We start from the raw sequence: 24,283 nt of genomic DNA, 5'->3' as shown, positions 1-24,283 counted from the left end.
CGCTCCGGCCGGTGCGGGAGTCCTGAGTGCGGATGGCCCGACGGGTTCCCCCCGCGGGCCGACCGACGCCTGCCGGTGTCCGACCACAGTCCCTGATCCGGCAGGCGCGAGGAAGACCGTGGTGCCGGGCGGCCCGGGCGGGGTGGCAGCCGCGGAGCCCGGTTCAGGCCACCGGCGTCTGGGGCTGGTCCCGGCTCGCCTCGTGCGGACCGGCCGCCAGGAGACGGTCCGCCGCCGCGAGGGCGGCCTTGATCTCGTATGTCCCCGTGGCGACGCACAGCGTGTGCGCGATGTCCCTGAGGGCGCGCCGGCTCGCGGCCGTGTCGGCCTCGAGTACCTGTACACACGCTTCCGCATGGCGCGCCAGCAGCCCACGCAGCATCTGCGGACGGGGAGTGATCATGCGAGGAGGCTCCTTGTCGTCGGGCAACACCTTCCCCGGATGTCCGCCGGCGCGCGTTTCATGCCCGACGGCGTCCGGTTTCCTGCACGACGGCGCCCGGACGGCCGTGACGATGCGGTGCCGGCGCGATGCCCACACCCTGGGAGAAACGACCCACCGTATGCGGAGGAGTGCCGGTATGGCTCGGAGACGTGGTGCGCGCAAGGAGCTGAAGAAGGGCGACGAGGTGACCTGGGAGAGTCACGGCGGACAGGCCGAGGGCGAGGTGGAGAAGAAGATCACCGAGCGCACCGAGGCCGCGGGCCGCACGGTGGACGCGTCGCCGGACGAACCGCAGTACCAGGTGCGCAGCGGCAAGTCCGGGCGGTCCGCGGTGCACAAGCCCTCCGCGCTGAAGAAGAAGTGAGCCGGCGCGGACGCCCGTGCGCCCCGGACCGCCCTGGACAGCAGGCCAGAACGGAACGGCTCACGCCGTGGCTTCCTCCAGGCTGGCCTGGACCTTGAGGGCTTTGTCGGCGCCGGTGAGTTCCAGCAGGCGCCGCAACTGTGACGACGGCGCGACCACGCGCAGGTCGGTCGTGTGGTGGGTGCTGATCAGCAGATTCAGGAAGGTCGAGTCGGCGAAGCTGATCGCGCGGGCGTCGATCACCAGCCGGGAGCACTTGTCGGCGGCTGCCCGCAGCGCGTCCGCCAGCGGTGCGATCGAGGCGGCGTCGTAGGCGCCGTGGGCCACGAACACCCCGACGCCGTGCGACTCGTACCGGGTCATCCCGGACGTCCCCGGCTGCGCCCGCCCCGCCTCGGCTGAACGGTCGTCCTCGCCCCCCGGCCCACGGCTCGTGCCCCCGTGGTCTGCCGTGGCCGTGCCCTGGCGTTCGGCCTCGTCCCTGACCAGCAACGACAGCAGGGAGGCCACCGTCAGGCCCGCCTCGGCGGGATGGCGCAGCACCTTGCTCGGGTCGATCCGGTAGTGGTTGGAGCGGCCGCTGCGGGTGTGGGAGAGGTAACCGTCCCGTTCCAGGTCCGAGATGATCTTCTGGACCGCTCGCTCGGTGAGCCGGCAGCGTGCCGCGATGTCCCGGATTCGCGCGCTGTGGTTGTCGGCGATGCTGGCCAGGACGCGCGCGTGACTCGTCACGAATGTCCAGCCGGTGTGCGGTTCGGGGACCCCGTCGGTTGCCACCATGGCCCAAATCGTACGACTGATTTTTCACGCAGGCAAAAACACGAACTAGAGTTCACGTACCCCTTGACGGGTCAGTGGGAGCGTACGACGCTTGAGAGGGGCAGATGCAGAGGAGGCGATCATGCTGGAACCGTCCGAGGACGCGCTGTTCGTGAGCGAGGGCGGCGGCCGGGTGACCGTCAGCGTGAGCGGCGAGTTCTGCCTCGACAACAGCCACGAGCTCCGGCGCACCCTGCACGACGCCCTGGTGAGGTCCGCGGAGGGCGTGGACCTGGATCTCGGCGGGATGACGTTCGCGGACTGCAGCGCGCTCAACGAACTGCTGGCCGCCCGTGCCCAGGCGGTCGCCGCCGGGAAGACGATCACCGTCACCGCCGTCAGCCCCGCCGTGGAGCGCCTGCTGACCTTGACGGGCACGTACGCCCTGTTCTCCGCCGCCCCCGACGGGCCGGCCCCGTCCGAGGCCCCCGATCCGCCGGCGGCGGACGGCGGGCTTCTGCGGACCGGGGTGGTCCACCTTCGCCGTGCGACGCGCACCCGTGCGGACATCGACCTGGCGCGCGGGATACTCATGGCCACGTTCGGTCTGGACCGGGACGCGGCGTGGGCGGTGCTGGTCACGACGTCCCGGAACACCGGCACCAAACTGCACGACCTCGCCAGGGACGTGCTGACGACCGTGCACGGCACTTCGCTGCCGGACCGCGTCCAGAAGGAGCTCACCGCGGCCGTCGCGACAGCCCGCGGGACCGACGGGGAGCCACACGGGGCCGTCCGCACGGAACGAGCGGCACGGCAGGCGTGCGCTTGACGGCCGGTCCCGTCCATGGTGCGGCAGGTGACCGTCACCAGGAGGTTGCGGATCCGGTGAAGGGCAGCGGTGAGGCCGTGTCGGTTACCTGCTCAGGCCGCGCATCAGCGCGGCGAGGCCGCCGAAGAACTCTTGGTCGGCGGCCACGTCCTGCGCGTGGTGCGCGGTCTCGGCCAGGCGCGGGAACTCGGTCGGCGGCAGTGCGGAGATGGCGGCCGTGCCCTCGCCTGCCAGGGGCCCCAGGTGCTCCAGTTGGATGGCTCCGATGACGTAGCTCAGCAGGGCCCGCAGTGCGATGACTTGTGGTGTGCCCTCGAAGCCGGCTTCGGCCAGAACAGTGAGCACCGTTTCCGACCAGCGCAGCACCCCGTGCGACCGGTGCCGGTGGGTGATCGTCAGCGGTACGACGGCGGGATGGGCGCTGACGGTGTCACGCAGGCGCCGCACCAGGGCCTCGATCCGCTCCTGCCAAGGCATTCCCGAGGGGGGCGGCGCGGTGTCGACGGTTCCCAGTACGAACTCGACCACCATCCGTTCGAGTTCCTCGCGGTCGGCCACGTAGCGGTAGAGCCCCATCGTGCTCATGCGCAGTTCCCTGGCGACCGTGCGCATCGACAGACCGGAGAGACCGTCGCGATCCAGGACGGTGAGGGCGGCCGAGGCGAGCCGATCCGGGGTGAGTGAACGTGGGCGGGGCATGGCGGTTGACAGCGTACGGCATACGCCTACCCTGGTAGGCGTATGCCGTACGCCTAAATAAAGGGGGGAGCACCATGCGCACGCCTCGAAGGCCCATACGGCCAGGAACGTTAGGGCCCGGTGCCGTTGTCGATGCCCATGACCTCACGGCCGTCTCGGGCGCCCCGGTCGCTGTGCCCGACCGTGACTGGCTGACGCATCTTCAGTTCCGGCGGTTCGCCGGCTGCCCGATCTGCAACCTGCACCTTCAGTCGGTGGTGCGGCGACACGAACAGATCGCTCACGCTCGAATCCGCGAGGTCGTGGTCTTCCACTCGCCCGCCGAGGAACTGCGGGATCACGTGGCCGAGTTCCCCTTCGCCGTCATAGCCGATCCCGCCAAGCGCCTGTACGTCGAGTTCGGCGTCGAGTCGGCCCCTCGAGCGCTCCTGAGCCCGCGTGCCTGGGCACCGACCACTCGGGCCATTCTGCGTAGCGCTTGGAGGATCCTCCGCGGGCAGGAGCGTCCGCCGGCTCGCAAGCAGCCCGGTGGGCGGCTCGGCCTTCCCGCCGATTTCCTGATCGCGCCCGACGGCCGCATCCTGGCCGCCAAGTACGGCGAACACGCCTACGACCAGTGGCCGGTCGACCACCTGCTGGAACTGGCAACCGAACACCGCTGCCGTCTGGACCCCGTCCCGAAGGAAACGCCTGGGTGAGAACCCCAGGCAAGGGGCTGGCCGCGGTGGAGACGGCTGCCGTGGTGCTCGGTGCCTTCCGGGAGCATGACGAACCCGATCTGGTGGCTGGGGGAGCGGCCTGAGCGGAGCGCTTCTCGAAGAGCCCGAGGCGGACCAGGCCCTGGAGGCTCTGCGGGAAGACCTGGTCAGAGATGCCGACGGGCCGTTGCCTGACGACGCCGCGATGCTGCTCCCGCGTCACCACGGTCATGGGAAGGAAAATCTGTTCCCATCGCGTGAGGGGGCGCCGACTTCGGCACGGTAAAAAGGACCTATGCCGGAGCACGAGAGCCCAGCAGGGGCCATGGACGATGTCGACGCGGTCACCAGGGCGGTGCTGACCGCCTCGCGCCTGCTGGTGGCGGTCTCCGCCCGTTCCCTCGCCGAGGTCGAGGAGCGGGTGACCCTGCCGCAGTTCCGGATGCTGGTCGTGCTCGCCACCAGAGGGGCCACCAAGCTGGTCGTGCTCGCCGACCTGCTGCAGGTGGCGCCGTCCACGGCGATGCGCATGGTGGACCGGCTCATCGCGGCCGGGCTCGCCGACCGCCAGACCAACCCCGACAACCGCCGCGAGACCCTGCTGCAGCTCACCGACGAGGGCCGGCGCACCGTCGAGCACGTCACCGCCCGGCGCCGTTCCGAGATCGCGGCGATCGTCGCCCGGCTCGGTCCCACGCAGCGACTCGCACTGATCGAGGCCCTGGGCGCCTTCAACCGGGCGGGCGGCGAGCCGCCGGCGACCCTCGCCGCCGGCAACCCGGATCCGCACCCGCTCGGCTGGGCCGTCGACGAGGCGATGGTGCACGACGTGTGACCCGCGCCCGACCGTGCCGGAATGCCCGGCCGGCCACGATCCGCGTACGGGCACGTCTTCTCTGGATCCCCCTGGCTTGCATAGCGCACGGGAACGGTGCGGGCCTTGCTGCCCCGTTCCCCGCCGACGACGTGGGCTCCGATCAGGCAGCGGGCAGAGGGCATGGTTCCTCCTGACGCGAGCACAGTGTTCGTCAGGAGGCACGCGGCAGTCGTGCCGACCGATCATTGCGCAAGGCGGAACGTGCGCGCTGCCATGCGGCCGTCGGTGGGGCCGAGTCATCCCGCGGTCGGTGACGGCGCCGGAGAGGTCGCGGAGGAGCCCTCCGAGGTGACGGCCGGACCTGTCGGCACTCCCTCGGTCGACAGGCCCGGGGGCACCGTGAGGACGACCTGGGGCGCGCCCGCCGGCGGCACCGGTGGCGTCACCTGTGCGGACGGAAGCTTCGGCGGGGTCGTTATCTGGAAGTTGACCTGGTCGTAGTTGACCAGTCCGGTCTTCTCCATCTGCGTGATGTGGTCCAGGACCACGTCGTTGGCCTGGTCGGCCAGGGCTCGCACGAGGGTGTTCTCGGTCGTGGAGCGGACCTTGGCGATGGTGTTGAAGATCGAGCCGTGGGTGATCCGCAGGATGTTGGCGAAGTCGGTGTCGAACTGCTTGCCCTTGTCCGACTGGAACGTCGCAAGGAAGCCCGCCTGCTGCGGTGTCGGCTGGTTGGGGATGGTGATGTTCAGCATGGGGGCGATCTTCCGGCAGCTGGCGTCGAGCGCGGCGTGCCCGATGACCAGGTGCCGTCCGGCCTCGCGTACGGCCGCGGTCGTCCCCTTCTTCATGGCCAGGGCCCCCGAGGGGCTCTCCCAGAGTCCGGCGGAGCGCACGAAGACGACGAAGTTGCGGTCGGACTCGGTGAGCGGCCCCCACTGGGTGTTGGCGAGGATCCTCGACGCGTTCGAGGAGGTGGTCTGGATGCCGAGCATGCTCGGATAGACGAGGGCGGCGAGGGTGGCGGCGAGTGCCCCGCCGACGGCGAGGGATCCGATCGTGTTGCGTGAGACGGGCATGGTGCCTCCTGGTGCTGGCGGCGTGGCTGTCCCGTCGTACGGAGGCGATACGGTAAGAGAACCTTTGCTCTAGGTAAAGATTGCATGATGCTAGACATGGGGGGCTTCTGTCCGGCCGTCGGGGTCACATCCGTTCCTTCCAGCCCGCCCGTACCAGCCATCCGTTGACCGGCCAGGCCGTGAAGAAGCCGACGATCATGGCGAGCTGCATCAGCAGCCAGTACGCGGCCGTGGTCTTCGCCGGCCCCGGCGCGAAGAGCACCTCCTGGTAGGCCCACATGCCCGCGAACAGGCCGATCTGGAACGACACGATGGAGAACGTGTCGGCCTTCACGGCGGCCCACAGCCCCTGCGCGACGCCGATGTCTCGCATGGGGGCGATGGTGAAGTACTGGAACCCGACACCGAGCAGCCAGGCGAGGGTGAAGTCCATCAGGAAGTCGGCGTACAGCGGCTTGCCGGCGATGGTCATGCTGGTCGCCCGTACCAGCCACTCGCCGGCGATGTCGCCGAGGACGCATCCCGCACCGCAGTGGCTGATGGCCTTGGCCGAGGACACCCACCGCGGTGACTTCGACGGATCCGGCTCGCCCTCCCGCTCGATGACGGCGAGGGAGGTGCGCCGACCGTGCGGGAGGTAGAACCACAGGGCTGCGGGACCCCAGTACAGGGCCGTGATCGGGTAGACGAGATGCATGATCCACATGCGCTGCCGGTATCCGCGGAACGCCATGTCGGCCGCGATCACGAGGGCGCTCGCACCAGCGACGGCGAGGCTGGCCCAGCCCAGTGCCTCCAGCCAGTCGGGCGGTCGCTGGTGCGGCTCCATCGCGGTCACGTCTCGTACAGGTGTGCCGACGCCACCCGTCCCGGCCGCATGATGCGTATCTTGCCGCGCTCGCAGGCCGGACAGCGGGGCGACTGCAGCGGCGACAGGACGGCCTTGTCGCCGAGGTGGTACGTGGCGATGATCCGCCCCTGGTCGTCCACGGTCACGTCGATGTCGTACGTGGCTTCCCAGCCGTGTCCGCAGTCGAGGCAGACGAACGAGTAGGAGCGCCGGGTGTGCTCGCTGTGCATGGCACCTCCCTTGAGTGAATGTCACCCTTCGAGGCCCCTGTACCCAGTCTTGCACAATGCAAAATGAGAGGGGGTGGCAACCGGAACCCTGGTGGCCGTGCCCTCAGGCCGTCGCGTGCACCGCGCGCAGCGCGCTCTGGTGGCTGAGCCAGCCGACCGGCTTGCCCTGCTCGGAGTCGAGGACCGGCATGCCGGTGCCCGTGGCTGCCAGCAGGGTGTGCAGGGCCTGGGCGAGGGGCTGGTCGGCGGTGACCGGGGCGGGCGGTTCGGCCAGCTCGCCGACCTGGACCGGGGCCGCCTCCGGTTCCTCCGCCAGGGCCTCGGCGACCGCCTGGGCCGTGACCACGCCGAGGTACTCTCCGGCGTCGTCGACGACCGGGAGCGCGCCGTGACCTGATCGGCTCAGGAGGTCGGCGGAGGCCGCGAGCGTCGCCGAGGCGGGCAGCGGGGACGGCAGGGGTTCCATCACGGAACCGACCAGCTGGCTTCCGAGCGGCGCGCCCTGTGCAGGGCCCTCGAGATCGACGCCTCGCCGTCGCAGCTTGAGGGTGTAGATGGTGTCGTGCGACAACAGGCGGCTGGTCGCGGTGGCCAGGACGATCGCCAGCATCAGCGGCAGGATGATCGAGTACTCGCCGGTGAGCTCGAAGAGGATCACCACGGCGGTGATCGGTGCCCGTGCGGCGCCGGCGAACACCGCTCCCATGCCGACCAGTGCGTAGGCGCCGACCGCGCCGGCCGATCCGGGCAGCAGGTGGTGGACGCCGATGCCGTACGCCGACCCGAGCATCGCCCCGATGAACAGGCTGGGCGCGAAGACGCCGCCCGAGCCGCCGATGCCGATCGTCAGGCTGGTCGCCAGCATCTTGCCCACCAGCAACAGCAGCAGGAAGCCGACCGCGTAGCCGCCCTCGGTCGCCTTCTGCAGGACCGGGTAGCCGACGCCGTACATCTGGGGCAGGAGCAGGAGCACCAGTCCGAGTGCCAGTCCGCCGACCGCCGGCCGTAGCCACTCGGGGCCGCGCCACAGCCAGTCGCAGGCGTCCTCGACCAGGTACAGGAACCGGGAGAACCCCACACCGACGACCGCGGCGGCGACGCCGAGCGCGGCGAACAGCCCGTACTGGGTCAGGTGGTCCACCCGGAAGCCGGGAAGCCGCAGGAAGGCGACGTTCCCGAAGGCTGCCCGGCCGATGACACTGGCGGTGACGCTGGCCAGCACGGTGGCGCCGAAGGCTTCCGCGCTGAAGGTGCCCAGGATCAGCTCCATGGCGAAGAACACCCCGGCCAGCGGTGCGTTGAAGGTCGCCGCGATACCGCCCGCCGCACCGCACGCGACCAGCAGTCTCATCCGGCCCTCGGTCGCCTTCGCCATACGGCCGAGAGTGGACCCCAGCGCCGAACCGATCTGCACGATCGGCCCCTCGCGGCCCACCGAACCGCCCGAGCCGATGCACAGGGCGGAGGCGAGCGTCTTGACGACGGCGACCTTGGGGCTGATCCGCCCGCCGCGCTGGGCGACGGCCAGCATCACCTCGGGCACCCCGTGGCCGCGCGCCTCCTTGGCGAACCGGTTCACCAGAGGGCCGTAGAGCAGGCCGCCCACCACCGGGGCGAGCAGCACGAAGTACGGGCCGAGCCACGGCACGTGCGCATTGCCCGCGCCCGGCGACGCCGCATAGTCCGAGTGGCCGGAGAGGAGCTGTGTGAAGGTCTTGATGCACCAGCGGAAGACGATGGAGCCGGCGCCCGCACCCGCGCCGATCACCACGGCGAGCACCATCAGGCCCCTTGGAGCGGTTCGCAGCCCCCAGAGGCTCGGTGTACGCGGCAGACCGCTCGTCGCGTTGGTGGGCACTTGCTTTCCGTCCGTTGCCGCCGGTATGGCGCTCGTCGATGTCACTCCCATATCTTTGCATTATGCAAAACAAGTCAAGGGGGCGGTGTCACGAGCGGCCGCGGACCCCGCGCTGTGGGAGTCACCACTCGGCCCGTAGCCGGGTCGGCTGGTGTCTGCCGGAGCCCGTGGCGGACCAGCCGCGCGCTCAACAGCTGCACGCGGAGGCGGACCATCCATGCCGGTCGTCATAAGGACGAAGACCGCGGCCTCCGGGTTCTGGGCCCGTCAGTTCAGAACGGGCCGTGGAGACTTCCCAGTCTGTCGGTCAGGCGCAGGTTCTCGGAGTAGTCGACGGGGCAGGCGATCACGGAGACCGAGTTGTCGTCGAGGGCGCGGCGCAGTGTGGGCAGCAGTTGGTCGGCGGTCTCGACGGCGTAGCCGCGTGCGCCGAAGCTTTCGGCGTAGGCGACCAGGTCGGGGTTGGTGAACCGGGTGTGGCTGTGGCGGCCGAGTTCGAGTTCCATCTTCCAGGTGATCAGGCCGTATTCCTCGTCCACCAGGACCAGGACGACCAGCGGGACGCGTTCACGGACGGCCGTCTCCAGTTCCTGGGAGTTCATCAGGAACGAGCCGTCCCCCATCATCGCCAGGACACGCCGGTCCGGCCGGGCCAGCTTGGCGGCGATGGCACCCGGCAGTGCGAACCCCATCGTGGACAGGCCGTTGGAGACCAGGCAGGTGTCCGGTTCGTAGGTGGGGTAGAGACGGGACATCCACATCTTTCCGGCGCCGGTGTCGGCGAGGACGATGTCGTGGCGATCCAGGGCGGTGCGGACATCGGTGACCACGCGCTGCGGCACCAGGGGAAACGCGTCGTTGTCCCGTCCGTACTGCAGCTCTTCGTCGAGCAGGGTGCGGATCTTCTCGCTGCTTCCCGAATCGTAGGTGAGTCCCTCGGGCAGTGCTGCCGTGAGCGCGTCCAGCGCCTGTGAGAGGTCGCTTTCGACGCCCACGGTGACCGGGTAGTGGGCGTCCACCTCGGCGGGGAAGCGGTGGACGTGAACGATCTGCTTGTCGCCGTTCGGGTTGATCTTGGCCGGGTCGAACTCCTGGATCTCGTAGCCCACGCAGAGCAGCACATCGGCCGCGTCGAAGCCGAAGTTGCCGTAGTCGTGGCGCATGAAGCCGACCGCGCCGAGGGCGTTCGGATGGTCGTCGGGAAAGACGCCCTTGCCGTGGAAGGTGGTCGCGACCGGGATGTTCAGCCGTTCGGCGAACCGCACCAGGGCGGCCGAGGCCCCGGCTCGGGCGGCGCCATGGCCTGCCAGCACGACCGGGTGCCGGGCGGCCGAAAGCACTTCGGCCGCCCGTGCGATCTGGGAGGGTGACGGCGCGTCGGCCCGCACCGTGTCGATCTGCAGGGGCGCCAGCGGCCCGGCCGGATGCTCCGCTTCGATGTCCTCGGGGACCGCGAGGAACACGGCGCCCGGCCGTTCGCTCTGCGCCGTCTTGAACGCCTTGCGTGTCATCTCCGGCACCGCGTCCGGACACTCGATACGGGCCGACCACTGGGTGACCGGAGCGAACATCGACACCAGGTCGATGACCTGGTGCGACTCCTTGTGGACGCGGCGCAGGGAGCCCTGGGCGGCCAGGGCCACCAGCGGCGCGCTGTTCGTCGTGGCGTCCGCGGTGCCGAGCAGCAGGTTGATCGCGCCGGGCCCCAGCGTGGCCGAACAGACTCCGGCCCGGCCGGTCAGCCGCCCGTAGATCTCCGCCATGAACGAGGCGGCCTGCTCGTGACGCACCAGGACGTACCGGATCCCGGAGCCGTTCAGCGCGTCGACGAAACGGATGTTCTCCTCACCGGGGATGCCGAAGACGTACTCCACGCCCTCGGCCCGCAGGCAGCGCACCAACAGGTGCGCGACGTCATCCACTGCTGCGGTGTTCTGCGACTCGCTCGCGTCTTCGGTGCCCATGAGACGAACGTAGGCACGGCCACCGGACCCGGCCACCCGTCGGCAGCCGGCCGAGGGGCGCGGAACGACGGAACCGTTCGGAGGTGTCGCGGTGGCGGCCGCCGCGGTCGACACGCAGGCTGGGTGCAGGGACGAGTCGCCGCGCACCGCGTGGCAGCAGGGCTCCGGGGGGACTGGCCCGACATTGGCCACGGTGTGTGTCCTTGCGGAAGGGCGGGGGAAGCCGCACCGTGGACTGTCACGGTGCGGCTTCCCCCTTCGTTTGTGGCAAGCCCCCTCAGGTACGGGTCCAGCGTTGGTTGTTGCCGTTCGAGCAGGAGTAGAGCTGGATCAGGGTGCCGTTGGCGGTGCCGCCCGAGACGGCGTCGAGGCAGAGGCCGGACTGGACGCCGACGATGGAGCCGTCGGAGTTGAGGCGCCATTTCTGGTTGTCGCCGCCCCAGCAGCTGTAGATCTGGACTTTGGAACCGTTGCCTGTGCCGGCGGCGTCAAGGCATTTGTTGCCGTAGACCCTGAGCTCGCCGGCGTCGGTGTACGTCCACTGCTGGTTGGTGCCGCTGTGGCAGTCCCACAGCTGGAGCTGTGTGCCGTCCGTGGTGCCGGCTCCGGGCACGTCCAGGCAACGGCCCGAACCGACGCCCTTGATCTGTCCGCCCTCCGCAGGGGGCGTCGTGGAACCGCCGCCGTTGAGTGCGTTGAGGACAGCGGTGTAGGCAGGCTTCTTGCTGCCGTCGCCGTTGAACAGCAGCGGCGTGTCCCCCGATCGCCAGGAGTCGGTGTCTCGCACACCCCAGACGGTGATCCCGAGGCAGCGCGGGACGGCCAGGCAGTCGTTGGTCACGTTGGCGTAGGTCGAGGCCGAGGCGCCCTGTACGTCGAGTTCGGTGATGGCCACGTCGACGCCGAGGGCGGCGAAATTCTGCAGGGTGGTGCGGAAGTTGCTGTTGTAGGGGCTGCCGCTGTTGAAGTGCGACTGGAACCCGACGCAGTCGATCGGCACGCCGCGCTGCTTGAAGTCCCGGACCATGGCGTACACGGCCTGGGTCTTCGCCCAGGTCCAGTTCTCGATGTTGTAGTCGTTGTAGCAGAGCTTGGCCGCCGGGTCGGCGGCGCGCGCGGTGCGGAAGGCGACCTCGATCCAGTCGTCGCCCGTGCGTTGCAGGTTGGAGTCGCGCCGACCTCCCGAATTGCCGTCGGCGAAGGCCTCGTTCACGACGTCCCACTGGGCGATCTTGCCCTTGTAGTGGCCCACGACGCCGTTGATGTGGTCGATCATCGCCTGGCGCAGTGAGCTGCCGCTGAGGCTCTGCATCCAGCCGGGCTGCTGGGCGTACCAGGCCAGTGTGTGGCCACGCACCCGCTTGCCGTTCTGCACCGCCCAGTTGTAGACGCGGTCGCCGGCGCTGAAGTCGAACTGGCCCCGCTGTGGTTCGGTGGCGTCGATCTTCATCTCGTTCTCGGCCGTCACCATGTTGAACTCACGGTTTGCGATCGTCGTGTACGCCGAGTCGCCCAGCCTGCCGGAGGCGATGGCGGTGCCGAAGTAGCGGCCGCTCTGCGCCGCCGCGGCGCCAAGCGTGTTCTCGGCGGCGTGTGCGGTCGGCGGTGCGGCCAGCGCGGTGACCGGGGCGAGGACGCCGACGACCAGCGCCAGCAGCAGGCTGCGGATCTTCCGGCGGGTGACGGGGCGTGCTCCACGTCTCGATACAGGCATGGGAACTCCATCGCGGCTCAGCCGGGGGACCGTCACACGGCGTCGCATGCGCTGGTGCGGACCTCACCGGAACGAAAGGGGGTGGCGCAGGTGACCTGGTGCGCGGATCTGCCGTGCAGCCGGTCGCTGATCTGCCGTGCAGCATGGGTTGCCTTGGCCGATACAGCCCGGAATCTCGAACCAGGGTCGGCTTCTCAGACAGGGATGATTGAGGCCTGACCGTGGATCGTCAATACGCTGAGCGAAATAAATTTCCGATTGCCGCACGAAACTTTCGACCCTCCGGCTCAGTGGACGGCGGCCCCGGGTGTTGACGTCGGTGGCGTGCGAAATTCGGTGTCACGACGTTGGGGGCAGGTTCGACCGGGCATCCGCGTCGTCTGACCCTCGCTCCGTTTCCGGGGGCAAGTCGCTTACGAGCCAGTCAGTTGGGCGCCGTGGTGCGCGTCGGTCGGCTGCGGTGGTTCGAATGTTTCGGCATTGGCGGCGATATGTGCGAGAGCTATTGACGCCGTTCACCGGTTCCTTATGATTCGGGTTGCTCGACACTTCGACTCTTGTTCGACATGACGAACATTCTGGGCCGCTCCATCGCACGAGTAGGGCCATGCGCATGCAAGGCGCATGCAAGGCGCATGCAAGGCGCGCGCATGTCATGGACTCGTCAATGATCGCTCACTCAAGGTCTCGGGAGTATTCATGCGCAGAGGAAGTTCCAGCCGCAGGCATCCGGCACGGGGCCTCGCCGTCGTGGTTGCGGCGCTGGCGGCACTGGCGGCGATGCTCGTCGCCGCCCCGGCTCAGGCGGCTTCCAGCGGCGCCTTGCGCGGTGTCGGTTCCGGCCGGTGTCTCGACGTGCCGGGCGCCAGCCAGACCGACGGCACGTATCTGCAGATCTATGACTGCTGGGGCGGGACCAACCAGCAGTGGACGTTGACGGACAGCAACCAGCTCACCGTGTACGGCAACAAGTGCCTGGACGTTCCCGGCCACGCCACGGCGGCCGGTACCCGGGTGCAGATCTGGACCTGCTCCGGCGGCGCGAACCAGCAGTGGCGGGTGAACTCCGACGGCACGGTCGTCGGCGTGGAGTCCGGCCTGTGCCTGGAGGTTGCGGGCTCCGGTACGGCCAACGGCACAGCGGCACAGATCTGGACGTGCAACGGAGGCAGCAACCAGAAGTGGACCGGCCTGTCCGGGACGACCCCGCCGGGGGACGGCACGTGTTCTCTGCCGTCGACGTACCGGTGGACGTCGACGGGTGCGTTGGCGCAGCCGGCGAACGGCTGGGTCTCGCTGAAGGACTTCACCGACGTGACGTACAACGGCAAACACCTCGTCTACGCGTCGAACGTGTCGGGATCGGCGTACGGCTCGATGATGTTCCGACCCTTCACGAACTGGTCGGACATGGCGTCGGCCGGCCAGACCGGGATGAGCCAGGCCGCGGTGGCGCCCACGCTGTTCTACTTCGCACCCAAGAACATCTGGGTGCTGGCGTACCAGTGGGGTGCGTGGCCCTTCATCTACCGCACGTCGAGCGACCCCACCAACCCCGACGGCTGGTCGGCGCCGCAGCCGCTGTTCACCGGCAGCATCCCGGGCGCCGCCCCGATCGACCAGACCCTGATCGCCGACGGCCAGAACATGTACCTGTTCTTCGCCGGTGACAACGGCAACATCTACCGGGCGAGCATGCCGATCGGAAACTTCCCGGGCAGCTTCGGCTCCTCGTACACGACGGTCATGAGCGACACGGTGAAGAACCTGTTCGAGGCGCCGCAGGTCTACAAGGTCCAGGGCCAGAACCAGTACCTCTTGATCGTCGAGGCACGTGGGGCGAACGAGCAGCGCTACTTCCGCTCCTTCACCGCCACCAGCCTGAACGGCACGTGGACCCCGCAGGCCGCCACCGAAGGCAACCCCTTCGCCGGCAAGGCCAACAGCGGCGCCACCTGGACCAACGACATCAGCCACGGTGACCTGGTCCGCAACAACCCCGACCAGACCATGACCATCGACCCCTGCAACCTGCAGTTCCTCTACCAGGGCAAGTCCCCCACCGCGAGCGGCCCTTACGACCAACTGCCCTGGCGGCCGGCTCTCCTCACCCTGCAGCGCTGAACCGGCCTGTGCACTCGCCGACGGCCGGCCTCACCCGGACGGGGCCGGCCGTCGCCTTTGCCGAATCGCGGTTACCCGGTGACCTGGGGACGCGAGCGCTCCCCGACCGGGCCGTACGCAGGGTCTGTGTGCAGGGTCTATGTGCGGGGTCTCGTCGAAGCGCACATGGAGACCGTGCCGGGGGTCCGGTTTCCTGGAGCGTGAGCCGGAGTGCGTCCCGGGCCTGCGTCAGCGTGCGGAGCGCACTCGGTGGACGGCACGACGGCACGGCGATCCTGCAGGCACGCTGGGGGCGATCGCGGGGAGCTGCGTGCGTGCGGCCAAGGAAGCCGTCATGGCTGCGGGAGGTCTGCTGCAGGTGGTCCGGGCCATCAGGACACGTGTCGAGATCGGTCATCTGGCTGCCGGCACGGCCCCCCAACGGCGCCCCCTGTTCCACGCACGTCCGCACGTCCAGCACTGAGGGGGGGATCTCGTACATCGGCTCACTCATCAGGGCGGCAGGAGGCAGCGGAGGTACTCGGTCAGCCCGACGTCCAGGTCCCGCCCGAATACTGACCGGGCGAGGGCGATCAACAACCCGCTCTCGTCCCGGGTCCTCGCTGTCTGCCGGGTCCGTCCGCTCTCGTCGCTGGGCTTGTGGCGGCCGGACTCCACGGGGCCGTCATCCGGGGGCGTCGGGCCGGTCGGTCTCCTCGGGGCCGTTGTCTGCCCGTGTCGGCAGTCCCCGTGGCCGACCGCCGCGGTGAGCCCAGATGTCACCGAGGACGACCTGGATGATGCCGGTGACGGGGATCGCCAGCAGGGCGCCCAGGATTCCGGCGACTTCGGCGGCGATCAGGGTGGCCAGCAGCACGGTGAGGGGGTTGAGTTTCACCGTCCGAGACAGGATGACCGGTTGCAGGAGGTGGTTTTCGGCCTGCTGGTAGACGATGAAGAAGACGATGGCCCCGATGCCGGCCGGCAGGGAGTGGACGAACGCCACGGCGGAGGCCACGACAGCTCCCATGGTGGCTCCCACCAGGGGGATGAGGTCGGTCACGGCGACGAAGACGGCCAGCAGGCCGGCGAACGGCACTCCGGAAACCAGCAGCACGACATAGGTCAGAAGCCCGCAGATGACGCTGATCAGCAAGTTCCCCGTGAGGTAGCCGTTGACAGTCCGGGCGCACGCGGCTCCGACGCGGCGTATGCGGGCTGCGGGCACCTCCTCCACGAGGGCCAGGGACCGGTCTATGGCCCTGGGGCCTTCCAGCACCATCAGATAGGCCAGCACGAAGATGGTGAGAGCGCCTGCCGTGGTGCTCGCGGCACCGCGAAGGAACTTCATGGCGGGCGTGCTCAGTCCGGTGGCGAACGCGTGGAGCTGTGCCTGATGGTGCTGGACATACTGCAGAGCGTGCGTCCGTTCCAGCAGGTTGCCGACCGGCCCGCGGCCGGCCTGGGCGTCCCTGATCATCGCGGGCAGGCGGCCGGCGAACCGGCTGCCCTCCTGGGCCAGGGGGATGACGAACAGGGCGACCACCGCGCCGATGGCCGCGGCCGCGGCCAGGAAGACCAGCAAGGCGGCCACCGATCGTCGGCACCGCGGCACCCGTCGCTGCAGGGCTTCGACCGCCGGATGGAGGGAGACGGCCAGGAACAACGCGATGACCGCCCAGATCAGGACCCGGCGAGCCTGGACCACCAGCTCGAGTGCGACGTAGGTGGCGAGCACCAGGCCGATGGTGGCGAGGATGGTTCGCACCGGAACCGGACGCGTCGCCATGGGCGTCGGGTGCCCGGCCCCGGTCAAGGGAAAACGAGGGGACCTCTTGGCCCGGTGGGCGGTACTTCCCGGCACTGTCGTACTTGACGCCTTCCAACAAGGGCTGCGGTGAGTCACCACCGGCCGCCAGGGATGGAGCCAGAGACGACCAATGGATGTTTCGTCCGGCCCGTGCGTCGGCCGTAGAGGCTCGACCGGCGTTCGAGAAGTCGGCGAGTGCAGTGACGCGGTGATGCCCTTCGGGTGTGGACCGGTCACTGGCGGGCGGCGGGGGCTTGCGGGTGCGGCAGTCGGGTGTTGGTGCTGAACCGTGCTGCGCGGCGGCGTAGGTGCCGGTGACCGGGGGCCGGTTGCGGGCGTGCCGGTGCACGCGCGGTCCGGTAGAAGATCCGCTTGGCGAACTCGACGAGGAGCAGGTAGACGACGACCATGGCGGCCACGGCGGCGAAGAAGCCGGCCGGGAGCAGTTGGAAGCCGAGAACACGGGCCAGTGGGGTGGCAGGCAGGGTGGCACCGAGGGCGACGACACCCAGCGCCGTGAGTGTGAGGGGCAGGCTCGGGCGGCTGTGCCAGAAGGGGACGCGACGGGTGCGGATGGCGAAGATGATCAGGGTTTGTGTGGCGAGGGACTCCACGAACCAGCCGGTGTGGAACTGGGCGGCGTCTGCGTGGAAGACGCCCAGCATTACGGCGAAGGTGACGAAGTCGAACAGGGAGCTGATCGGTCCGAAGCAGATCATGAAGCGCCGGATGAAGGCGATGTCCCAGTGCGCGGGCCGCCGCACCTGCTCCTCGTCGACCTGGTCGGTGGGGATGGCGAGCTGACTGGTGTCGTACAACAGGTTGTTGAGCAGGATCTGGGACGGCAGCATCGGCAGGAAGGGCAGAAACAGCGAGGCACCGGCCGCGCTGAACATGTTGCCGAAATTGCTGGACGTGCCCATCAGGACGTACTTGATGGTGTTGGCGAAGATGCGTCGCCCCTCGGTGACCCCGTCCGCCAAAACCCCGAGGTCCTTCTCCAGCAGGATCACGTCGGCCGCGTCCTTGGCCACGTCGGTGGCCGAGTCCACCGAGATGCCCACGTCGGCGGCGTGCAGCGCGAGGGCGTCGTTGACGCCGTCGCCGAGGAAGGCGACGTCGCCGCCGGTCTTCCGCTGGATCCGGACGATGCGCGCCTTGTGCTCGGGGCTGACCCGGGCGAAGACGGTGGTGTCGCGGATAGCTGTGGTGAGTTGCTCGTCATCCATGGCGTCCAGGTCGTTCCCCGTCAGCACCGCGGCGTCGGTCAGCCCCAGGTCGTGGCAGACCTTGACGGCGACCGCGGGGTTGTCCCCGGTGACGATCTTCGTCGTGATGCCGAGCGCGCCCAGCCGCGCCAGAGCCTCGGCCGCGTCGTGTTTGGGCGGGTCGTGGAAGACCAGCAGGCCGGCCAGGCGGAGGCCCCGCTCGTCGAGGGCACTGATTGCGGTTGCGGGGTGGGCAGCGCGGGTCGCCACCGCGACGACTCGATTCCCGGTAGCGAACTCGGCGTCCAGCGCCTCGCGGACCGGCTCGGGGACCTCTGCGCAGCGTTCCAGTACCGTTTCCGGGGCTCCTTTGGTGATGAGCAGGGTGTCACCGACGGGATCGGTGACGGTGACGGAGACCATCCGCCGCTCATGGTCGAAGGGCAGGACGCCAATCCGCGTCCAGTCACTCAGCGACGAGCGCTGGGCGGCCGCGGCCGGTGAGTCCCACAGAGCGTCGTCGAGCGGGTTTCCGCCCACAGGCCGGCCCCGGTCGTCCACGTCCGTCTCGGTGCACAACAGGCCGAGGCGCAACACTTCTTCCGCGGAGGTACCGGCGACGGGTACGGCCCGTATGAAGTCGATGCGTCCCTGGGTGAGGGTTCCGGTCTTGTCGGTGAACAGCACATCGACGTCGCCGAGGTCCTCGATACACACCAGCCGTTTGACCAGCACCTTGCGCCGGCTCATCCGCCGGGAGCCCGCGGCGAGGCTGGTGGAGACGACCGCGGGCAGCAGCTGCGGGGTGATGCCGACCGCGATGGCCAGGGAGAACAGCAGGGCGTCGATCAGAGGCTTGTGCAGTGCGACGTTGATGATGAAGATCGACGTGGTCAGTGCCCCGGCGACGTAGACCAGGAGCATGGAGAAGCGGCGCAGCCCCACCTGGAACTCGGTCTCCAGCTGGTGTCCGCTCAGTCCGGCGGCGATCTTCCCGAACTCGGCTTCGGCGCCGGTGGCGACCACGACGCCGCGGCCGCTTCCACAGTGCACCACGGTGCCCATCAGGGCGCAGCCGGTCAGATCCGCCAGCGGCGTGCCGGGCGGCACGGCAGCGGTGTCCTTCGCGACCGGCAGTGACTCACCGGTCAGCACCGACTCGCTGCACTCCAGCCCCGCGGTCGCAAGCAACCGCAGATCTGCGGGCACGATGTCGCCGAGCCGCAACTCGACCACATCACCCGGGACCAGGGCGGTGACCTCCACCTCCTGTGGTCGCCCGTCGCGCAGCACGACCGCCCGGTGCCGGATCTTCGCGTGCAGCGACTGGGCGGTCTTCTCCGCCCGGAACTCGTTGACGAAACCCAGACCGACGGAGAGCGCCACGATCACCCCGATGATCACCGCGTCGCTGCGCTCCCCGACGAAGTAGGACACCACGGCCGCGGCCAGCAGCAGGCCGAGCAGGGGGGACCGCACCTGATGCCACAGCACCAGCCACGCCCGGGCCCGGTGGGAGTGGACGGCGTTCGGTCCCCAGCGCTTCAGCCGTCGTGCTGCCTCCTCCGACGAGAGGCCGTCGGCGGTCACCTCGAGATCACGGAGCACCTGCGCAGTGGGCAGGGCGGCCGCCGTGACGGCCCGCCCCCCGGCCACCGGCCTCGCCCCGACAGCGGTCACCATCAGCAACCACCGCCCGGGCTGTTGCCCTCCCGCATAGGGGCACGCGTCGACACAGAGCCGGACGAACGGCCGGCAGTGCTGAGCAAGCCGGGGGACGGCCCGGTGCACGGACTGTCTGGCAGTGGCCTCACACTCCCACCTTCCACCCTTCGCCGCTCACGCCCCCATGGGCCAATCGGGCCCGGTCCAAGGGACGTGCTGCCCATCGTGCGGTGTGCTCCGGTCAGTCGGTGTGACGGCCATGAGACCGCCCGACGAGTGAGGCAGCCCGCTGGATGACGGCCCAGCCCGGCGGTCGCCATCCCGTGCGCGCGACGCCTGGCCGATGGCGGGGAACCCATACCCGCAGCGTCCGGGGGCTGATCCGGCACCGCACGGGAGTCCGCAGGGTGACGGCCTCGCCGTCCAGTCCGACGGGGACGACCGGGGCATCGGCGTGGATGACGACGTCGTCAGGTGTTGCCAGACGGGCCAGTCCGTGCATCTGCCCGCTTCGCAGCCTGGCGGCCGTTTCGGCGGGTGTCTCCGCCCTGGCGGCCAGTACTCCCAGAAGCCCGGAGTCGAGCTGCGCACGCCTGTCGAGTCCGGCCGGGTCGTCGATCTGGTAGGGATTGTTGCTCACCAGCACGGCGTCCGGCCGGTCCACGGTGAGCAGCCCGGCACGTACCACCAGCTCCGGCCCTTGGTGACGGGCCAGGAATTCCGGGAGGATCCGTACCATCGTGCCGACCTTGTCCTCCCGGTAGGCCGGGTCCTGCACCAGGGCGGCATACGCCCCGAACGACACGTTGTTGACGAATGCCCGCTCGCCTACCGGTGTCGGCGGCGCCATTGTCGCCTCACGCCTCCGTCAGGCGAGCGGCCGACACGCCTGTTCTTCGGGACGGTTGCTCCGGGTCGTTCGTGAGCACGACGGACCGGATGACAGAGAACGGCAGGACTCCCGGCCAGCCCAACAGTCGCACTCCAGCGGCTCCAGAGCCGGCCCGAACGTGCACTCCGGGGACCGCCGTCTCACACCACTTCTGACCCTCGTAAGTCACGGCTCATCATCGTTGTGGCCAGGGACGGCGGCTGCAGTGACACTCCGTGCCTCACCCGGAGGAGCGTGCCCGGGCGTCGTGGCCGAGGGCGGACGGGCTGAGACGCGCGTGCGCCGACGGTCGCCGACTACGGCGGTGCCGTTGGAGAGCCTGTGCTGAGGTCTCCGCTCGTACCGCCACCGGAGAGCTTCATTGTTCCTGGTGAGATGATGCGCCCGGCTGAGCCGGGGCGGCGCCCGCCCCATGCCGCCCGACGCGTCGCGGTCGAAGGACGTGTGTTCGCTTTCTACTCCGACGGCTTGGCCGAGTCCCGCGACGGCGACATCGCCGGCGGCGCTCAGACCCCGTGCCGTGGAAGTCCTCCAGCACGAGGGTGAGCGGGAGCAGGCCGGCCAGGTCGCGGCCGGCGGGGCTGTCGTTCAAGGTGCCGTCGGCCTTGTGGCCGTCGATCGTCAGGCGAACGCGCATGGCGTTGATCCTGCCGGACGGTTCGGACGATGTGCCTCGCGTGGAAGTCGACGGGTGCGAGGACGGCGCAGCAGGCGGCGGGGGATCGTCGCACGCCGTCATGGGCCAGACCAGGATGGCGAGCAGGACAGTGCGAGGAAGGGCGCGAAGCACGGGCCTGTTCCTCCCAACTCCGCTGGGGCGAGTGAGCAGCGGCAGCATCCTGAGCGCGGCAGTGCCGAAGGCGAGCGCCGGCCGGATGCGACGGTCCGGTACGAGGTTCAGCTGGTGGCCGGTGCGGCGGCGTACTCCTCGTTGGTGACGGGGGTGAGCCAGTGCACGACGTCGTGGTCGGCGTCGCCCTCGTTGATGGCCAGGTGGACCATCAGCCGGTTCGGCGCGGCGCCGTGCCAGTGCTCTTCTTCGGCCTCGAACAGGACGCGGTCACCGGGCCGGATGACCTCGATGGGTCCGCCGCGGCGCTGGCACAGGCCGATGCCCTCGGTGACGAAGACGGTCTGGCCGAGCGGGTGGCGGTGCCAGTGGGTGCGGGCGCCGGGCATGAAGTGCACCAGGGCGGCGCTGACCCGGGAGGGCTCGGGTGCGGCGGCGACGGGGTCGATGTAGACGTCGCCGGTGAACCAGTCGGCGGGGCCCTTGACGGTGTCGATCGAGCTGCGGGTGATCTGCACGGTTGCTTGCTCCTTGCTTCCTGTCAGGGAGGACGGAGTGGGTGGGTCAGGGCTTGAGGAGTGCCTTGATGGCGCGGCGCTCGTCCATGGCCCGGTAGCCCTCGGCGACCTGGTCCAGCGGAAGGGTGAGGTCGAAGACCTTGCCCGGGTCGATGGCTCCGGTCAGGATGCGGTCGATCAGGTCGGGCAGGTAGCGGCGCACCGGAGCGGGGCCACCGCGCAGGCCGACGTGGGAGAAGAACAGCTCCTGGCCGTCGATGGCGACCTCGTGGGGGACGCCGACGAAGCCGACGTTGCCGCCGGGGCGTGCCGAGTACAGGGCCTGCCGCATGGCCTGGGCGGTGCCGACACACTCCAGCACCGCATCGGCGCCGATTCCATCGGTCATGTCCTTGATCCGGGCCACGCCCTCGTCGCCGCGCTCGGTGACGATGTCGGTGGCGCCGAACTCCTCGGCGAGCTTCTGTCGCGTCTCGTGCCGGCTCATGACGATGATGCGCTCGGCACCCATCTCCTTGGCGGCGATCACCGCGCACAGCCCGACCGCGCCGTCGCCGACGACCACGGCGGTGGAGCCGGGCTCGACCTCGGCGGCGTCGGCGGCCCACCAGCCGGTGCCCATCACGTCGGAGACGGCCAGCAGACCCGGCCAGAACCGCTCGTCGGGGATCTCGTCAGTGGCGACCAGGGTGCCCTGGGCATTGGGGATGCGCACGTAGTCGGCCTGGCAGGTGGACATGAACTCGCGGTGCAGGCAGTTGGACGGGAAGCCGTTCCGGCAGTTCGCGCAGCTGTTGTCCGAGGTGGCGAAGGAGCCGACGACGAACTGGCCCGGCTTGACGGCGCTGACCCCGGACCCGACCTCCTCGACGAAGCCGACGTACTCGTGTCCCATGGGATGCGGGTCGCCGATCGGCTCCGCGCCGCGGTAGGGCCACAGGTCGGAGCCGCATACGCAGGTCACGGCCGTACGGATGATGGCGTCGGTCGGGTGGAGGATCTTCGGGTCGTCCAGGGTCTCGAAACGGACGTCGCCGGGGGCGTGGATCACTGCGCCGCGCATGAGAGGGATTCCTTTGCGTGCCATGGCGTGCGGCCGCCGGATGTCCGGGGCCGCCGCAGAGTGCAGGACCGGGTGCGCTCTCCCCGCCTCGTCCCGCCGGGACGGAGCGGGCGGAAGCACCACGCCATCCAGGTAACCCGCTCCCGGGAAGTGAAGCGAGGCACCCTCAAGGGGCGTACTGGCAGTACACCCCTACGGCGGCGGGCGGGACGTACCGTCGAAGGCATGGACAACCGTGAGGAGGTCCGCGAGTTCCTCAGCTCGCGGCGCGCGAAGATCACTCCCGAGCGGGCGGGCCTGCCGTCCGGCATCCGCCGCCGGGTTCCCGGACTGCGCCGCAGCGAGGTCGCCGCCCTGGCCGATGTGAGCGTGGAGTACTACGCCAAGCTCGAGCGCGGCAACCTCGCCGGTGTCTCCCCCGCTGTACTCGAAGCCGTCGCCCGCGCCCTCCAGCTCGACGACGCCGAACGCGCCCACCTGCTCAATCTCGCCCAGGCCGCCGACGGCTCCGACGTGCTCACCCGGCCCCACCGCCGCACCACCCGGGCCTGGACGTCGCACCGCAGCCTGCAGTGGGTGCTGGACGCCGTCACCGCGGGGCCCGCGTTCGTCCGCAATGGCCGCATGGACCTGCTCGCCACCAACCAGCTCGCCCGGGCCTTCTACGCCGACGTCTACGCCATGGTCGGCAACCAGGCGAACCTGGCCCGGTTCCAGTTCCTCGACCCCGCCTCGCGCCGCTTCTACCCGGACTGGGACCAGGCCGCCGACATCTCCGTCGCCATCCTGCGCACCGAGGCCGGCCGCGACCCCCGCGACAAGGACCTCCACGATCTCGTCGGCGAGCTGTCCACCCGCAGCGACGACTTTCGCACCCGCTGGGGCGCCCACAACGTCCGCCACCACGGCACCGGCACCAAACGCTTCCACCACCACGCCGTCGGCGACCTCACCCTCGCCTACGAGGGCCTGGAGATGGCCGCCGAACCCGGTCTCACCCTCACCGTCTACACCGCCGAACCCGGCTCACCCTCCGAAGAAGGACTGCGCCTGCTCTCCGCATGGGGCGCCACTCGGGAAGCCGACCCTGACACGAAACGATCTGCGCCCAGATGACCGTGAGTGCGAGTGGGTGAGGTGATCGGGCGCCGGGCGGCGGCCTCACGCTTCCCGCCCGGCGCAGCAGAGGACCAGGCCCTGGACCGGTTCGCCGAGTTCGCCGATTCCTGGGGCAGGAAGTATCCGGCGATCGTGAAACTGTGGGAGAACGCCTGGGTGGGGGTACCCCCGGACGAAGTCTGGGGGAGAGTTCACCCCGTTCCTGCGGTTCGACACCGAGATCCGGCGCATCGTCTGCACCACCAACGCGATCGAGTCCGTCAACGCCCGCATCCGCCGGGCGGTCAAGGCCCGTGGACACTTCCCCACCGAGCAGGCCGCCCTGAAGTGCGTCTACATGGCGATCATGTCCCTCGATCCCACGGGCAAGGGCCAGGCCCGATGGACCATGCGCTGGAAGGCCGCCCTGAACGCCTTCGACATCACCTTCGACGGCCGACTCTCAGCCGCCCGACAGTAACCCTCAACTACCCCAGTTACACCACTCGTTTGACAGTCCCGAGCGTCACCGTTAGTGCGTCAGGTGCGATCCGGGCTCCGGGGAGAGCAGTCGCAGACATGTCGTCGAGCTAGGCGTGAACGGTGCCGAAGTCGCTTCACCCATGCTGGACTGGCGGGCGAACCGCAGAACCCGCGCGTTGCCGCCGGGTTGAGGACAGGAACGAGGGCGGGTTCGTCTGTGCCTGCACCGTACAGACCCAGTGGTTTCACTGAACCGTTCCGGGTTTGATCGAGACTCTAGGTCGTGACTGTGACCTGGGACTTCGTGGTTTCGCGGTAGTACTTGGTCTCGTATTCGGCGGGTG

22 protein-coding genes and 2 pseudogenes are annotated in these 24,283 nt (G+C 69.5%); 8 read left to right on the top strand and 16 right to left on the bottom strand.

Annotation, left to right across the window (positions count from 1 at the left end):
• Positions 1-163: 163 nt before the first annotated feature.
• Positions 164-403 carry a DUF5133 domain-containing protein gene (locus ACZ63F_RS19975; protein WP_469712563.1) on the bottom strand — a complete coding sequence of 80 codons (240 nt, stop codon included), beginning with the start codon at positions 401-403 and terminating at the stop codon, positions 164-166.
• Positions 404-581: 178 nt separating this feature from the next.
• Here ACZ63F_RS19975 and ACZ63F_RS19970 point away from each other — a divergent pair, with 178 nt between their 5' ends.
• Positions 582-809 carry a hypervirulence associated TUDOR domain-containing protein gene (locus ACZ63F_RS19970; RefSeq protein ID WP_352358083.1) on the top strand — a complete coding sequence of 76 codons (228 nt, stop codon included), beginning with the start codon at positions 582-584 and terminating at the stop codon, positions 807-809.
• 60 nt (positions 810-869) lie between these two features.
• Here the strand turns inward: ACZ63F_RS19970 and ACZ63F_RS19965 are convergent, their stop codons facing one another.
• Both ACZ63F_RS19965 and ACZ63F_RS19960 read right to left on the bottom strand, forming a co-directional pair.
• Complete coding sequence (locus ACZ63F_RS19965; protein WP_469713067.1) at positions 870-1,172, bottom strand: STAS domain-containing protein; 303 nt, start codon at positions 1,170-1,172, stop codon at positions 870-872.
• A 102-nt stretch (positions 1,173-1,274) separates the two neighbouring features.
• Positions 1,275-1,589, bottom strand: a pseudogene (locus ACZ63F_RS19960) (helix-turn-helix transcriptional regulator); the annotation flags it as partial.
• Between the two features lie 121 nt (positions 1,590-1,710).
• Between ACZ63F_RS19960 and ACZ63F_RS19955 the strand changes: the two are divergent.
• A complete protein-coding gene (locus ACZ63F_RS19955; RefSeq protein ID WP_469712561.1) occupies positions 1,711-2,400 on the top strand; it encodes an ANTAR domain-containing protein in 690 nt (229 codons plus the stop codon).
• Between the two features lie 84 nt (positions 2,401-2,484).
• On the opposite strand, the gene ACZ63F_RS19950 is transcribed toward ACZ63F_RS19955, so the two are convergent.
• The gene (locus ACZ63F_RS19950) at positions 2,485-3,099 is read right to left on the bottom strand and encodes a TetR/AcrR family transcriptional regulator (RefSeq protein WP_469712559.1); all 615 of its coding nucleotides are present in this window, start codon (positions 3,097-3,099) and stop codon (positions 2,485-2,487) included.
• A gap of 173 nt (positions 3,100-3,272) precedes the next feature.
• Here ACZ63F_RS19950 and ACZ63F_RS19945 point away from each other — a divergent pair, with 173 nt between their 5' ends.
• Complete coding sequence (locus ACZ63F_RS19945; RefSeq protein ID WP_469712556.1) at positions 3,273-3,797, top strand: peroxiredoxin-like family protein; 525 nt, start codon at positions 3,273-3,275, stop codon at positions 3,795-3,797.
• 295 nt (positions 3,798-4,092) lie between these two features.
• Positions 4,093-4,632 carry a MarR family winged helix-turn-helix transcriptional regulator gene (locus ACZ63F_RS19940; protein ID WP_469712554.1) on the top strand — a complete coding sequence of 180 codons (540 nt, stop codon included), beginning with the start codon at positions 4,093-4,095 and terminating at the stop codon, positions 4,630-4,632.
• Between the two features lie 278 nt (positions 4,633-4,910).
• Here the strand turns inward: ACZ63F_RS19940 and ACZ63F_RS19935 are convergent, their stop codons facing one another.
• From ACZ63F_RS19935 to ACZ63F_RS19910, 6 genes are all read right to left on the bottom strand, one after another.
• Positions 4,911-5,693 carry a DUF4142 domain-containing protein gene (locus tag ACZ63F_RS19935; RefSeq protein WP_469712553.1) on the bottom strand — a complete coding sequence of 261 codons (783 nt, stop codon included), beginning with the start codon at positions 5,691-5,693 and terminating at the stop codon, positions 4,911-4,913.
• 124 nt (positions 5,694-5,817) lie between these two features.
• A complete protein-coding gene (locus tag ACZ63F_RS19930; protein WP_469713066.1) occupies positions 5,818-6,522 on the bottom strand; it encodes a DUF4396 domain-containing protein in 705 nt (234 codons plus the stop codon).
• A gap of 5 nt (positions 6,523-6,527) precedes the next feature.
• Positions 6,528-6,773, bottom strand: a complete 246-nt coding sequence (locus ACZ63F_RS19925; protein WP_469712551.1) for a hypothetical protein — start codon at positions 6,771-6,773, stop codon at positions 6,528-6,530.
• 103 nt (positions 6,774-6,876) lie between these two features.
• Positions 6,877-8,556, bottom strand: coding sequence for a chloride channel protein (locus ACZ63F_RS19920; protein WP_469712550.1), 1,680 nt, complete (start codon positions 8,554-8,556; stop codon positions 6,877-6,879).
• 347 nt (positions 8,557-8,903) lie between these two features.
• Positions 8,904-10,595 carry an acetolactate synthase large subunit gene (locus tag ACZ63F_RS19915; RefSeq protein ID WP_469712549.1) on the bottom strand — a complete coding sequence of 564 codons (1,692 nt, stop codon included), beginning with the start codon at positions 10,593-10,595 and terminating at the stop codon, positions 8,904-8,906.
• A 277-nt stretch (positions 10,596-10,872) separates the two neighbouring features.
• On the bottom strand, positions 10,873-12,309 hold the full coding sequence (locus ACZ63F_RS19910) for an endo-1,4-beta-xylanase (protein WP_469712548.1): 1,437 nt from the start codon (positions 12,307-12,309) through the stop codon (positions 10,873-10,875).
• A 699-nt stretch (positions 12,310-13,008) separates the two neighbouring features.
• Between ACZ63F_RS19910 and ACZ63F_RS19905 the strand changes: the two genes are divergently transcribed.
• Positions 13,009-14,433, top strand: coding sequence for a non-reducing end alpha-L-arabinofuranosidase family hydrolase (locus ACZ63F_RS19905; RefSeq protein ID WP_469712546.1), 1,425 nt, complete (start codon positions 13,009-13,011; stop codon positions 14,431-14,433).
• A 334-nt stretch (positions 14,434-14,767) separates the two neighbouring features.
• On the top strand, positions 14,768-14,896 hold the full coding sequence (locus tag ACZ63F_RS19900; protein WP_469712545.1) for a hypothetical protein: 129 nt from the start codon (positions 14,768-14,770) through the stop codon (positions 14,894-14,896).
• A 201-nt stretch (positions 14,897-15,097) separates the two neighbouring features.
• Here ACZ63F_RS19900 and ACZ63F_RS19895 read toward each other — a convergent pair whose 3' ends face one another.
• The 6 genes from ACZ63F_RS19895 to ACZ63F_RS19870 form a co-directional block, all read right to left on the bottom strand.
• Positions 15,098-16,201: an AI-2E family transporter gene (locus ACZ63F_RS19895; RefSeq protein ID WP_469712544.1), complete on the bottom strand. Its 1,104-nt coding sequence runs from the start codon at positions 16,199-16,201 to the stop codon at positions 15,098-15,100.
• 254 nt (positions 16,202-16,455) lie between these two features.
• On the bottom strand, positions 16,456-19,113 hold the full coding sequence (gene mgtA / locus ACZ63F_RS19890) for a magnesium-translocating P-type ATPase (RefSeq protein WP_469712542.1): 2,658 nt from the start codon (positions 19,111-19,113) through the stop codon (positions 16,456-16,458).
• A gap of 223 nt (positions 19,114-19,336) precedes the next feature.
• A complete protein-coding gene (locus ACZ63F_RS19885; RefSeq protein ID WP_469712540.1) occupies positions 19,337-19,945 on the bottom strand; it encodes a diacylglycerol/lipid kinase family protein in 609 nt (202 codons plus the stop codon).
• A gap of 400 nt (positions 19,946-20,345) precedes the next feature.
• A complete protein-coding gene (locus tag ACZ63F_RS19880; RefSeq protein ID WP_469712538.1) occupies positions 20,346-20,624 on the bottom strand; it encodes a cyclophilin-like fold protein in 279 nt (92 codons plus the stop codon).
• A 260-nt stretch (positions 20,625-20,884) separates the two neighbouring features.
• Positions 20,885-21,295: a (R)-mandelonitrile lyase gene (locus ACZ63F_RS19875; protein WP_469712536.1), complete on the bottom strand. Its 411-nt coding sequence runs from the start codon at positions 21,293-21,295 to the stop codon at positions 20,885-20,887.
• Positions 21,296-21,341: 46 nt separating this feature from the next.
• A complete protein-coding gene (locus ACZ63F_RS19870; protein ID WP_469712535.1) occupies positions 21,342-22,358 on the bottom strand; it encodes a zinc-dependent alcohol dehydrogenase family protein in 1,017 nt (338 codons plus the stop codon).
• Between the two features lie 225 nt (positions 22,359-22,583).
• Here ACZ63F_RS19870 and ACZ63F_RS19865 point away from each other — a divergent pair, with 225 nt between their 5' ends.
• Entirely contained in the window at positions 22,584-23,474 is an 891-nt protein-coding gene (locus ACZ63F_RS19865; RefSeq protein ID WP_469712533.1) for a helix-turn-helix transcriptional regulator, read from the top strand.
• 96 nt (positions 23,475-23,570) lie between these two features.
• Positions 23,571-23,937: pseudogene (locus ACZ63F_RS19860) on the top strand (transposase); the annotation flags it as partial.
• Positions 23,938-24,283 lie beyond the last annotated feature (346 nt).

The organism is Streptomyces sp. NPDC104761 (assembly GCF_055583445.1).
This window is presented reverse-complemented; position numbering and strand designations above follow the sequence as displayed.

What these genes read in the sequence shown, in the direction of transcription:
- ACZ63F_RS19950 (WP_469712559.1), bottom strand. Translation starts at nt 3,099, where the DNA reads ATGCCCCGCCCACGTTCACTCACCCCGGATCGGCTCGCCTCGGCCGCC.
- ACZ63F_RS19955 (WP_469712561.1), top strand. Translation starts at nt 1,711, where the DNA reads ATGCTGGAACCGTCCGAGGACGCGCTGTTCGTGAGCGAGGGCGGCGGC.
- ACZ63F_RS19905 (WP_469712546.1), top strand. Translation starts at nt 13,009, where the DNA reads ATGCGCAGAGGAAGTTCCAGCCGCAGGCATCCGGCACGGGGCCTCGCC.
- ACZ63F_RS19915 (WP_469712549.1), bottom strand. Translation starts at nt 10,595, where the DNA reads ATGGGCACCGAAGACGCGAGCGAGTCGCAGAACACCGCAGCAGTGGAT.
- ACZ63F_RS19895 (WP_469712544.1), bottom strand. Translation starts at nt 16,201, where the DNA reads ATGGCGACGCGTCCGGTTCCGGTGCGAACCATCCTCGCCACCATCGGC.
- ACZ63F_RS19885 (WP_469712540.1), bottom strand. Translation starts at nt 19,945, where the DNA reads ATGGCGCCGCCGACACCGGTAGGCGAGCGGGCATTCGTCAACAACGTG.
- ACZ63F_RS19975 (WP_469712563.1), bottom strand. Translation starts at nt 403, where the DNA reads ATGATCACTCCCCGTCCGCAGATGCTGCGTGGGCTGCTGGCGCGCCAT.
- ACZ63F_RS19925 (WP_469712551.1), bottom strand. Translation starts at nt 6,773, where the DNA reads ATGCACAGCGAGCACACCCGGCGCTCCTACTCGTTCGTCTGCCTCGAC.
- ACZ63F_RS19900 (WP_469712545.1), top strand. Translation starts at nt 14,768, where the DNA reads ATGGCTGCGGGAGGTCTGCTGCAGGTGGTCCGGGCCATCAGGACACGT.
- ACZ63F_RS19880 (WP_469712538.1), bottom strand. Translation starts at nt 20,624, where the DNA reads ATGCGCGTTCGCCTGACGATCGACGGCCACAAGGCCGACGGCACCTTG.
- ACZ63F_RS19870 (WP_469712535.1), bottom strand. Translation starts at nt 22,358, where the DNA reads ATGCGCGGCGCAGTGATCCACGCCCCCGGCGACGTCCGTTTCGAGACC.
- ACZ63F_RS19965 (WP_469713067.1), bottom strand. Translation starts at nt 1,172, where the DNA reads ATGACCCGGTACGAGTCGCACGGCGTCGGGGTGTTCGTGGCCCACGGC.
- ACZ63F_RS19970 (WP_352358083.1), top strand. Translation starts at nt 582, where the DNA reads ATGGCTCGGAGACGTGGTGCGCGCAAGGAGCTGAAGAAGGGCGACGAG.
- ACZ63F_RS19940 (WP_469712554.1), top strand. Translation starts at nt 4,093, where the DNA reads ATGCCGGAGCACGAGAGCCCAGCAGGGGCCATGGACGATGTCGACGCG.
- ACZ63F_RS19910 (WP_469712548.1), bottom strand. Translation starts at nt 12,309, where the DNA reads ATGCCTGTATCGAGACGTGGAGCACGCCCCGTCACCCGCCGGAAGATC.
- ACZ63F_RS19920 (WP_469712550.1), bottom strand. Translation starts at nt 8,556, where the DNA reads ATGGTGCTCGCCGTGGTGATCGGCGCGGGTGCGGGCGCCGGCTCCATC.
- mgtA (WP_469712542.1), bottom strand. Translation starts at nt 19,113, where the DNA reads ATGGTGACCGCTGTCGGGGCGAGGCCGGTGGCCGGGGGGCGGGCCGTC.
- ACZ63F_RS19935 (WP_469712553.1), bottom strand. Translation starts at nt 5,693, where the DNA reads ATGCCCGTCTCACGCAACACGATCGGATCCCTCGCCGTCGGCGGGGCA.
- ACZ63F_RS19865 (WP_469712533.1), top strand. Translation starts at nt 22,584, where the DNA reads ATGGACAACCGTGAGGAGGTCCGCGAGTTCCTCAGCTCGCGGCGCGCG.
- ACZ63F_RS19930 (WP_469713066.1), bottom strand. Translation starts at nt 6,522, where the DNA reads ATGGAGCCGCACCAGCGACCGCCCGACTGGCTGGAGGCACTGGGCTGG.